We start from the raw sequence: 10,785 nt of genomic DNA on the forward strand, positions 1-10,785 counted from the left end.
GCGCTCTCTTTGTCTATAATGAAAATGTTACACGTGAAACAATTAAGGTTGTTTTTAAATAAATGTAGGTGGTAAGCAGATGACAATAACGAACAGTAATAGGAAGCCGCTATGGTCGACGGTAACGTTAGAAACAGTGCAGTGGTTTGTTTTTCTATTAGCCAGTGCCGTAACGTTACCAATCGTAATTGGGGCTATTTTTGATTTGAATTTTACTGAAGTAGCAGGTTTGATGCAGCGAACTTTTTTTGCTGTTGGACTTACTTCTCTCTTACAAGGTTTATTTGGCCACCGGTTACCAATTATGGAAGGACCGGCTGGAATCTGGATTAGTATATTTGCTGTTATGGCCTACTCAGAGGTAGCGGCAGGGAAAAGCTACATAGAAACATTACAAACGCTTGAAGCAGCGATGATATGGACAGGGATATTCTTATTTATCTTTGGTGTTTTCGGCCTTGCCCACCGGGTGTTGTTTGTGTTTACTCCGCTAGTGACCGGGGCTTTTTTATTTTTAATAACCGTACAATTAAGCGGGACTTTTCTCAAAGGCATGATAGGAGTCCAGCAGCAGGTTGGATCCATCCATATTGATAAAACAATCTTGGCATTTTTAACCTTTTTTCTAGTGATTGGATTATCTTTTTTCGGCAAAGGGTGGTTAAAAGGGTATGCTGTCCTGATCGGAATTGTGGTTGGCTGGGTCTTGTATGTGGTGTGCGTCGGAGGTAAACCGGCTGATTCCCTTTTAGTCTCAGATGCATTTAAAATCCCCGAATTATGGGTTTGGGGAACTCCCAATTTCGAATGGAGTGTCATACCACTGGCGTTTATTACAGCCGTGATCTTATTGTCGAATTTAGTAGCCTCTGTCGTGGCTGTCAGCCATTCGGTCTATGGGAAACCTACCTATGAATACAATCAATTGAACCGGGGCAGCAGTTTCCTTGGCATTAACCATGTGATTTCAGCAATGTTTTCTTCCGTTGCGAATGTTTCCTTAGCCTCCTCTTCAGGTTTTATTAATTTGACAGGTCAAAAAAGTAAGCGGCCCTTTTTATATGCTTCGTTAATACTTATAGCTGTCGCTTTTTTTCCGCCAATCGTGGCCTTTATTTCAGCCATTCCTGCCCCGATTGCAAATGCAGCGCTTCTGGCTACATTTGTACAGTTAATGGGTCTTGGGATATCGAATATGGCCAGTGAGGAATTAAATGAACGCAGGTTAACAATACTGGGGATATCGTTCCTAATAGGAATTGGAATTATGTTTCTTCCTGCTGAAGTTTTTCAAGAAATGCCTTCGATGGTCCAGAACTTGCTAAGCAATGGCCTGTTGGTCGGGACTGTGCTTGTAATTTTGTTAGAACAAATTTGGAAGGAATCACCTAAATCTAATAATGCATGAGAAATAAGGAAGTGGTTGTGATGACAAAACAAATGTATGATGTGATTGGTATTGGTATCGGTCCTTATAACCTAGGGTTAGCAGCCTTACTTGAAAAAACAGAACTACGTGGTGCCTTTTTTGAAAAATCGCCTTCATTTGCCTGGCACCCGGGAATGTTGATTGAAAAAATGGATTTACAAGTCCCTTTTTTGGCAGATTTGACTACTTTCGCTGATCCCAAAAGCCCATACACGTTCATGAACTACTTATATGAACAAGATCGGATGTTTTCTTTCTTTTTTCATAATCAGACGAAAGTTCCGCGGCAGGAATACAATCATTATTTGCAATGGGCAGCTAATCAGATAGATGATTTGTATTTCGGTCATTCTATCGTTGATGTAATTGATCGGAATGAGGCTGAGGAACCTCACTACGAGGTCATAGCACTTGAGACGGAAACTGGTAAACATCATCACTTTCTGACGAAACATGTAGTAATGGGGACAGGGAGCGAACCGCTGATAATAGACGGGATGAAAGGTCTTCCTGAGGGTGACGTGTTTCATACAAGCCGTTATTTATATGAAAAGGAAAATTTATTAAAAGCGAAGCATGTTACGGTTGTTGGCTCTGGTCAAAGTGCTATTGAAGTTTTCCTTGATTTGCTGGAAGAACAAAAGCGCAACGACATGAAACTAAGTCTTCTTACGAGAACAGGAGGGCTGTTTCAACTTGATCAGGCAAAGTTTGCGCAGGAGTTCTTTACCCCTGCTTATGTAGATTATTTTCATTCATTGAGTTATGAACAACGAATAGAGAATCTAGACACACTTGGGGCTTTGAGAAAAGGAATTGATCCAGATACGTTGACCCGTCTCTATTCTGTTCTTTATCATAAGACGGCCGGCGGGGAAAAAGACTATGTGTTAATCAATCCGATGACAGAGGTTAAGTCAATTTCTCAAGCTGACAAAGGTGGCTACGATTTACAGTGCAGGCAATGGCAGGAGGAAATAGATTATCGTTATCATACGGAAAAAGTGATCTTAGCGACTGGTTACAAACCACATATTCCAGACTGGTTTATCCATCGCTTTGAAAAGAAAATTAAATGGGATGATCAGAAAAACTATCATGTTACACGAGATTACCGCCTTGAATTCTCAGATCAACGAGACCACCATTTTTTCACATTGACCAATTTAACTCATTCACATGGAGCTGGGGCTACCAACCTTGGTCTGGCTGTTCATCGTAATGTTCATATTATTAATACGATTGCAGGCAGGGACATTTATAAAAATCAGCAAAATCCTAGCTTCCAGACTTTTTCTATGAAAAAGTTTCAAGAATAGAATGCTCTGTTACAACGTTTAAAAAGAAAAACATGGGGGAACATGACAATCGTGAACAAATTAAAAGCATTCAAGGAGTGATTTTGATATGAGTAAGATCGCATGTGTGATGACGTCTATGTTTGAGGATGTAGAATATACGCAGCCTGTTGATGCTTTTACAAAAGAAGGACATGAAGTGACCACGATTGAATGGGAAGCAGGTAAAGAAGTCACTGGTAAGCAGGGACAAACAACGACTACGATAGATAAATCAATCAATGATGTGAAACCTACTGACTTTGATGCTCTATTTATTCCAGGAGGCTTTTCTCCTGATCAGCTTCGCGGTGATGAAAAGTTCGTCCAATTTGCTAAACACTTTATGGATGAAAAGAAACCTGTATTTGCTATATGTCATGGTCCACAGTTATTGATTACAGCTAAATCATTAGAAGGTCGTACAGCAACAGGCTTCAAATCCATCGCTGTCGACATGGAGTATGCCGGAGTGGATTATAAAGATCAAGAAGTTGTAGTATGTCAGGATCAATTGGTAACAAGCCGTCAGCCTGATGATATACCAGCCTTTAACCACGAAGCAAGCAAACTTATAAAAAAATAAATGTCCATTAAGATATGACAGGGAGCCACGGAGAGAGATACTCTTCGTGGCTTCTTACTTATATTTGTTGACTTAAATTTCAATCTTGGCACGAGGACACTTTTCCTTTAGTAAATCACGTAACGAGGATTCGTTTTTTGGAGTTGAAGCTAAAATTGAATTATAATGAGAATATGTGATTTCAAGTCTTTTAAATGTCCAAGCTGGACTTGATAAAGGATTATAAGAATAATGAATTCCTTTTATATCATATAATGGAATACTCTTCTTTATAGGCCCAAACACGATTCGAAAATGAGTATCGGTTACTTCATGGTAGGAAACTACGAGTGCCCAGAGCATTGGGATGGCAATAATCGTGACAATCAGTAAACTAATCCAGGCCTCATTTTTTTCCTCGGAGAAGAATCCTAATAAACCGATCGGAATCAGAGCAAGAGTAATCATAACAAGCAATGGGTTTTTCTTTACTTTAAATTTCACTATGGATCACCTCGGGTTTTTGTACTTATTATATTATAAATGTTACTACATAGAGGAGGGATTGATATGATCGTTCAACAACAAGGTAATCAATTTCTTATGATAAAGCAGCACGATCATGCGCAAATTTCCGGAGAGTTCGCTCTACAATGGAAACAGAAATACTTATTGCGATCCAAGCTTAGAGAGGAAGCGGATTGGGCAATAGACCAGCATGACCGGGCTTGGATTCCACTGGATGAAAGTCCAATGTGGAATGAAGAGAAGCAGCAGCCGTACACGTTTATCGATTATCCATTAGAAGAAAAACTAGCCGCTTATCAACGAGGAATTGAAGAAGTAGCCGCCGAATCAAAGTATGCAGGAATGTTATGCAGCTTGCATTATCAATCTTTTTTCTCGAAGGATAGTGAGGATAAGCGTATTCTTGCATTCATCGATCATGAAGAAAGGCGACGCGAGCAGCTAATCGAGGCGATGAAAATGGAGGTACCGAAGGATTTGTATCATACTCATTTTGAACGGCTTCAGTTCTGTGATGATTTATCTCTTTATATCTGTATGCAAGAGCCAGGGGTATCAAAAGCCAATGAATTGGCGTGGTTTAAGAATGGCTTTAGGCAGTCTTTTGATGTTGCTCCAAGTGGTATCATGCCCTATTGGCAGGACAAGGAGCATGTGGCCTTGGATCCTTTCCCATTTGAAAAGTCTTTCCACGTGACGATTCCATACCGAATTGTACAACGGAAGGATGTAAAGGAAGTTGGATTAGAATCCGCATTCAACCAGGCGGAAGTACTTGATCGAACGGTCACATTTGTTCCTTCAGTTTAAAACCGTTGCAGACAGCCATATGGAGACCATGGCTGTCCGGAGCGGATTCATATTATTGGTTCTTAGCAATTGTAAATTGGTTGCTTAATAGCAGCCAATTTTGAGGAAATGAGAGCCCTAACTTCCAGTAACTAATCCCTTTTAAGTTTAACCGCTTGATTAAATCAAATTTTGCCTGAATGGAGCGGGCATCTTCAAACCAAACCTCGTGTTGATTACCTTCTGCATCTGTGTACATAAAGAAAGGAGCTTGGGCTTCTTCATCGTAAGAAATAGATACGTTGTTCTCCCGGGCAATCTGGATCGCCTGCTGGGGGCTTACTGCCTCGGCAAATTCCCCGCCAGGTTCATATGGAAGCGTCCAGTCATAGCCATATAAATTCTGACCGAGTAAAATTTTCTCTGCAGGCATAACAGACAACGCATAATTCACAACTTCTGTAACGGGCCCGATCGGTGACACGGCTCTTGGCGGGCCTCCGCTGTAGCCCCACTCATAGGTCATCAATACGACAAAATCAACAATTTCACCATGGGCTTGATAGTCATGCGCTTCGTACCAGGCTCCTTCTTGTTCGGCGCTGGTTTTAGGTGCAAGGGCTGTCGATAAAAGCAATCCTTCCTGAGAAAAACGCTGCTTGGCTTTACGTAGAAACTGATTGTAATTCTCTCTCATTTCGGGAGGCAGGAATTCGAAGTCAAAGTGAATATCCTGAAAACCTACCGATTGAGCGGTCTGGATAATGTTATCTAAGAGCGTGTTTTGGAGTTGTTCATTTGTTAAAATTGCTCTCCCCAGCTCCTGGCTAAATCCATCCTCCGCTAAGTTGGTTACGACCATCATTAAAGAGGCATTATTGGCTTCAGCAATTGCTTTGAAGTTATCAAGCGGAGGAGCCTGCAGGGAGCCGTCCTCTTGTACTTCATAACTAAAAGGAGCCAAATAACTTAATAAAGGTGCACGTTGTTCAGCTGAACTCCGCAGTACATCTGATACTTCCCCGCCCGATGGTTCGATATAAGCATTTGCTGTAATTTGTGGAGAAGGTCCCTGGGGGATGTAGAGTCTGTATCCGACCGGAAGAATTTGGTTAGGCTGCAGTTGATTGACCTGAATAAGCGTCTCTATAGTTGTCCCATATTGATTAGCAATCGAATATAAACTATCTCCTGGCTGGACAAAATAAAACTGACCTTCGCCTGGGATAACTAGGGCCTGCCCCACTACAAGGTTTTCTGGTGTTTCTAATTCATTTGCCTCAATAATCGCACTAGGTGTACTTCCGTATAACGCTGCAATCGAATAGACCGAATCACCTTGATTTACAACATGAATTTGCAATACATACACTCCTTCCTCAGCTATTATCAATGTATGAAGGTAATGAATCATTTTATTCTTACATTATTATGAAAGGTGGATTACATTTGGATAAGGACGAATATTATATGCAGTTAGCCATTGAACAGGCGAAACGAGCAAAAGCACTTGGCGAAGTACCTATTGGTGCTGTCATTGTTTATCAGGAGAAAGTCATTGCATCAGGGTATAACCAACGTGAAACATCACAGCTGGCCTCTTCTCATGCAGAATTTATTACGATAGAAAAAGCGAATGAGGTAATAGGAAGCTGGCGTTTAGAACATTGTGTGCTGTACGTCACCTTAGAACCTTGCCCGATGTGTGCAGGGGCAATAGTCCAATCCAGAGTTCCACGTGTCGTCTATGGAGCTGCCGACCCTAAAGCGGGATGTGCCGGAACACTGATGAATTTACTTCAAGAAGATCGCTTTAATCACCAATCAGAGGTAGTTGGTGGTGTTATGAAAGAAGAATGTGGCAGCCTGCTGACTGATTTTTTTCGGGAGCTTCGTGAAAAAAAGAAACGGAGCAGATCTGGTGAAAATTAACTAGTCTTTTCCATTGCATTTTATAATAAAAGTCGCTATACTTGGAAATACCGTGCTAAGCGGGGAGGTAGCGGTGCCCTGTACTCGCAATCCGCTATAGCGAGGCCGAATTCCCGCCCGAGGTAGTTTGATCTCAAGGTCAGACTCATGGGAGTGGTGTTGACACTCAGGTCCTGCGCAACGAGAACCAGTGAACCCTGTCAGATCCGGAAGGAAGCAGCAGTAAGCTGACTCTCTCGTGTGCCGCGGGAGCGCCTGGGTCGAGCCATGAACATGAGTAGCGCTTGGGATCAGGCTATCGAAGGCGGGTGCACGGTTACATAAGTTAAATAAAGAGTCGTTATGAATGATCATAACGGCTCTTTTTCTATAGAAATAATCATGGTATTAATAAATAGATGCTATGATGTTAGACTCGAAGGTTCACATCAGATCCATCGTTCGGGTATAATAAAAGTAGAGACTAAAAAGGGAGAACGGTTGTATGAGCTATCAGGCACTATATCGAGTCTGGCGCCCAAGAAACTTCGAGGATGTTGTTGGACAAACTCACATTACACGCACACTGCAAAATGCAATTGAGCAAGATAAGTTTTCTCATGCGTATCTATTTTCGGGACCGCGCGGAACAGGGAAGACCAGCGCTGCGAAAATTTTTGCAAAGGCCGTAAACTGTGAGCATGCCCCGGTTAAAGAGCCATGCAATGAATGCTCAGCCTGTCTTGGTATCCAGGACGGGTCGATTTCGGATGTCATTGAAATTGACGCAGCCTCAAACAATGGTGTTGAACAAATTCGTGAAATTCGAGACAAAGTTAAATATGCTCCAAGTGCAGTTTCCTATAAGGTGTATATTATCGATGAGGTCCATATGCTATCAATGGGCGCATTTAATGCCCTTTTGAAGACGTTGGAAGAACCCCCTCGACATGTTATTTTTATTTTGGCTACAACGGAACCGCACAAGATTCCTTTGACCATTATTTCTAGATGTCAACGCTTCGACTTTAAACGAATTACCCAGCAGGCGATGGTTGAACGAATGGAAAAAATCACATCCTCTGAGGGATTAAGTGTGGCACGCGAAGCACTTGAAGTTGTCGCTTTAACGGCTGAAGGCGGGATGCGGGATGCGTTAAGTTTACTTGATCAGGCTATTTCCTACAGCGAGGAAGAAGTTACAATTGATGATGTCCTGGCTGTAACAGGTTCGGTCTCCCAAGGCACGTTGGCAGGAGTGATTCATGCACTGGACAAGAAGGAAATAAGAGAAGCTCTGGAAGCTGTTGATCATTTGATTCATCAAGGAAAGGACCCTGGCCGGTTTGTATTTGATTTGATCTACTACTTGCGGGATATACTTTTATTCCAAAGTGCACCTGATTTACAGCACAACTTGGAACGAGCCATTCCCGATGACTTTTTCCGTCAACTATCCGAAGAGTTGGATGCAGTTTGGATCCAACGTACCATTCGTGAATTAAACAAGTGTCAGCAGGAAATGAAATGGACGACCAGTCCAAAAGTATTCATTGAAATTGCCCTGCTTAATATTGCAGGGACGCAAGAGACTGCCTCAAACTCTGCTGATCCTACAGCTATTAAGCAGCTAACTGATAAACTGGAACAAATGGAAAGGGAACTGAACCAATTAAAAGCAAATCCCCCTGCAGCAGCTAGTCAAGTAGAACAGCCCCAGAAGGCACAAAAGCGGTCCCCTGCAAGAACTGGCCGAAACGGTTATAATGTACCATATGACCGAATTCGAATGGTACTTAATGAAGCTTCTAAAGAAGAATTGAAGAAAGTGCAAGGGCAATGGGCTGATTTTATGGAAAGGTTAAAACAGACTAATGCACCAGCACATGCAACATTACTTAACAGTAAACCAAGTGCAGCTTCATCAAAGGCCCTGATTTTAGCTTTTCGGTATGATATTCATTGTTCGCTAGCTCTTGAGCATCAAAAAACGATTGAACCATTGCTGACAGAATTCACAGGCAAACCGCTGGTTATTATCCCGATTCCACAAGCGAACTGGAAAGAGCTGCGGGAGGAATACGTTAGAAAACAAAAGAGCAGCAATGAGGACGGGGATGACTCTGAAGCAAAAGAAGAAGATGACCCGCTTATATCCGAAGCAAGAAAGCTCGCAGGCGACAATATCATTGAAATTCAAGATTAAATGGATAGATTAAAAGGAGGAATTACCATGCGTGGTGGAGGAAATATGAACAATATGATGAAACAAATGCAGAAGATGCAGAAGAAAATGATGAAGGCTCAAGAAGAGCTTCATGAAGAGACTTTCGAAGCAACAGCCGGTGGAGGTATGGTTAAAGTTGTAGCTAACGGGAAAAAGGAAGTAACAGACGTAGAGATTGACGAAGAGGTTGTTGACCCTGATGATGTAGAAATGCTTCAGGACTTAATTATTACAGCAACAAATGATGTACTCAAGCAAGTTGAAGACAAAACAAATGATACTATGGGACAATTTACGAAAGGTATGCCTGGAGGAATGTTCTAGGAGGAATTTTCATGTATTACCCGGAACCTATTTCTAAATTAATTGACAGTTTCACGAAGCTGCCAGGGATCGGTCCTAAGACGGCTGTCCGCCTGGCTTTTTTCGTCCTTGAAATGGAAGAGGACGATGTACTTGATTTTGCTAAATCACTTGTAAGTGCTAAGAGAGAGCTTACCCATTGCTCAGTTTGCGGACAAATCACAGATAACGATCCGTGTTCCATATGTCAGGATGATTCACGTGACTCATCTGTGATTTGTGTGGTGCAAGATCCTAAGGATGTTATCGCCATGGAGAAAATGAAGGAGTTCAGCGGGAAGTATCATGTCCTTCATGGAGCCATATCTCCAATGGATGGAATTGGGCCAGAGGATATCAATGTACCCAGTTTGATCAACCGCTTAAAGGATGAGGGTGTAGAAGAACTAATTCTGGCTACAAACCCCAATGTAGAGGGGGAGGCCACAGCCATGTATATATCCAGGCTGGTTAAACCTTCTGGCGTTCGAATGACAAGAATTGCTCACGGCCTGCCCGTTGGCGGAGATTTAGAGTATGCTGATGAAGTCACCTTATCCAAAGCACTTGAAGGTCGAAGAGAACTGTAAAGTGGGTGGTTGTCATTTTTGGTAAAAAGAAAACGAAGATAAATGAAGTAGATCAACAATTACTGACAGATATAAAAAAGTTAAAGCAAGAGTGGGAAACACTTGATCGAATTATTGAGCATAGTGTTGAACCTAGTGAGGAAGGGTTACTAGATTTATCGGTAGCCAAGGCGAAGTACTTCTATTTATTAAGAGAGGCAAGGAAACGGAATTTAAATGCCTTGTCCTAAAATAATGGTATATCCTCCTGTAGGTAAACATAACTTGTCATAAGCAAGTATTTTACACAGGAGGTTTCTTTATGGATCCGGTGTTCGTAATTTTAATAATAGGATTAGCCATCCCACTGTTACTGGTCGTTGGTTTGCCCTCCTCTCCGGTGAAATGGATAGGACAAGCACTAATGAGAGTAGTCATTGCAGTGGTTCTCCTATTCTTTGTGAACTTATTTGGAGCACAATTTGGATTACATGTACCAATTAACGGATTTACCGCTGTTGTATCTGCTCTGTTAGGAATACCCGGGGTGCTTTCGTTAACAGCTATACATTTGTGGGTACTGTAGAAACGGAGAGGAGAGATTCTCTAATCCGTTTCTTTTTTGTTTCATAAAACTCTTATGAACTGTCATTCTATTAGTTTGTATGGAATTTTTTTATAAAAACTATTGCAATTTATTTTTAGGCATGATAAATTATTACTTGTCGCATTAAAGGGAACGCGACAGATTATCACAAATTATGAAAATATCATTTAAAAAGTTATTGACTTAACTTTCTAACCATGATATATTAATTAGGTCGCTGTTTTGAAGCGGCACTTAACATTTTGATCTTTGAAAACTGAACGAACCAACCAGTACGTCAACATATTCTTTCTATTCTATAGAGGGAATTCAAACAAGCACATTCGGTGTGCAAAGAGTTAAGGAACTTCAACTAAGTTCGCAACGTCCTGTTGCAACGTTGAAGTCAGTGCATCCATGCACAAGCAAACTTTACTTTTATGGAGAGTTTGATCCTGGCTCAGGACGAACGCTGGCGGCGTGCCTAATACATGCAAGTCGA

General features: G+C 41.6%; 12 protein-coding genes, 1 rRNA gene and 1 other RNA gene. 12 read left to right on the top strand and 2 right to left on the bottom strand.

Features of this window, described 5'->3' with window-relative positions:
- Window positions 1–79: 79 nt before the first annotated feature.
- The 3 genes from B5354_RS12440 to B5354_RS12450 all read left to right on the top strand — a co-directional run bounded on the left by B5354_RS12440 (window position 80) and on the right by B5354_RS12450 (window position 3,352).
- Complete coding sequence (locus B5354_RS12440) at window positions 80–1,408, top strand: purine/pyrimidine permease (protein WP_079529080.1); 1,329 nt, start codon at window positions 80–82, stop codon at window positions 1,406–1,408.
- Window positions 1,409–1,428: 20 nt separating this feature from the next.
- The gene (locus B5354_RS12445; RefSeq protein ID WP_079529081.1) at window positions 1,429–2,748 is read left to right on the top strand and encodes a lysine N(6)-hydroxylase/L-ornithine N(5)-oxygenase family protein; all 1,320 of its coding nucleotides are present in this window, start codon (window positions 1,429–1,431) and stop codon (window positions 2,746–2,748) included.
- A gap of 88 nt (window positions 2,749–2,836) precedes the next feature.
- Window positions 2,837–3,352, top strand: coding sequence for a type 1 glutamine amidotransferase domain-containing protein (locus B5354_RS12450; RefSeq protein ID WP_079529082.1), 516 nt, complete (start codon window positions 2,837–2,839; stop codon window positions 3,350–3,352).
- Between the two features lie 72 nt (window positions 3,353–3,424).
- Here the strand turns inward: B5354_RS12450 and B5354_RS12455 are convergent, their stop codons facing one another.
- A complete protein-coding gene (locus B5354_RS12455) occupies window positions 3,425–3,835 on the bottom strand; it encodes a PH domain-containing protein (protein WP_079529083.1) in 411 nt (136 codons plus the stop codon).
- A gap of 66 nt (window positions 3,836–3,901) precedes the next feature.
- Between B5354_RS12455 and B5354_RS12460 the strand changes: the two genes are divergently transcribed.
- Window positions 3,902–4,669 (top strand): DUF3891 family protein, encoded by a 768-nt coding sequence (locus tag B5354_RS12460; RefSeq protein WP_079529084.1) that lies wholly within the window; start codon window positions 3,902–3,904, stop codon window positions 4,667–4,669.
- A 52-nt stretch (window positions 4,670–4,721) separates the two neighbouring features.
- Here B5354_RS12460 and B5354_RS12465 read toward each other — a convergent pair whose 3' ends face one another.
- Entirely contained in the window at window positions 4,722–6,011 is a 1,290-nt protein-coding gene (locus B5354_RS12465; RefSeq protein WP_079529085.1) for a glycoside hydrolase family 18 protein, read from the bottom strand.
- Between the two features lie 86 nt (window positions 6,012–6,097).
- Here B5354_RS12465 and tadA point away from each other — a divergent pair, with 86 nt between their 5' ends.
- The 8 genes from tadA to B5354_RS12505 all read left to right on the top strand — a co-directional run.
- Window positions 6,098–6,580, top strand: coding sequence for a tRNA adenosine(34) deaminase TadA (gene tadA, locus B5354_RS12470; protein WP_245804769.1), 483 nt, complete (start codon window positions 6,098–6,100; stop codon window positions 6,578–6,580).
- 50 nt (window positions 6,581–6,630) lie between these two features.
- Window positions 6,631–6,896, top strand: an RNA gene (ffs, locus tag B5354_RS12475) — signal recognition particle sRNA large type.
- Window positions 6,897–7,064: 168 nt separating this feature from the next.
- Entirely contained in the window at window positions 7,065–8,765 is a 1,701-nt protein-coding gene (gene dnaX, locus B5354_RS12480) for a DNA polymerase III subunit gamma/tau (protein ID WP_079529087.1), read from the top strand.
- A gap of 27 nt (window positions 8,766–8,792) precedes the next feature.
- On the top strand, window positions 8,793–9,110 hold the full coding sequence (locus B5354_RS12485) for a YbaB/EbfC family nucleoid-associated protein (protein ID WP_079529088.1): 318 nt from the start codon (window positions 8,793–8,795) through the stop codon (window positions 9,108–9,110).
- Window positions 9,111–9,121: 11 nt separating this feature from the next.
- Window positions 9,122–9,718, top strand: coding sequence for a recombination mediator RecR (gene recR, locus B5354_RS12490; RefSeq protein ID WP_079529089.1), 597 nt, complete (start codon window positions 9,122–9,124; stop codon window positions 9,716–9,718).
- A gap of 5 nt (window positions 9,719–9,723) precedes the next feature.
- Window positions 9,724–9,948 carry a YaaL family protein gene (locus B5354_RS12495; RefSeq protein ID WP_425432121.1) on the top strand — a complete coding sequence of 75 codons (225 nt, stop codon included), beginning with the start codon at window positions 9,724–9,726 and terminating at the stop codon, window positions 9,946–9,948.
- Between the two features lie 71 nt (window positions 9,949–10,019).
- Window positions 10,020–10,283 (top strand): pro-sigmaK processing inhibitor BofA family protein, encoded by a 264-nt coding sequence (locus tag B5354_RS12500; RefSeq protein ID WP_079529090.1) that lies wholly within the window; start codon window positions 10,020–10,022, stop codon window positions 10,281–10,283.
- A gap of 437 nt (window positions 10,284–10,720) precedes the next feature.
- Window positions 10,721–10,785: ribosomal RNA gene (locus B5354_RS12505) — 16S ribosomal RNA — on the top strand; the annotation flags it as partial.

The sequence above is a fragment of the Halobacillus hunanensis genome, from assembly GCF_900166655.1.
Lineage (GTDB): Bacteria > Bacillota > Bacilli > Bacillales > Halobacillaceae > Halobacillus_A > Halobacillus_A hunanensis.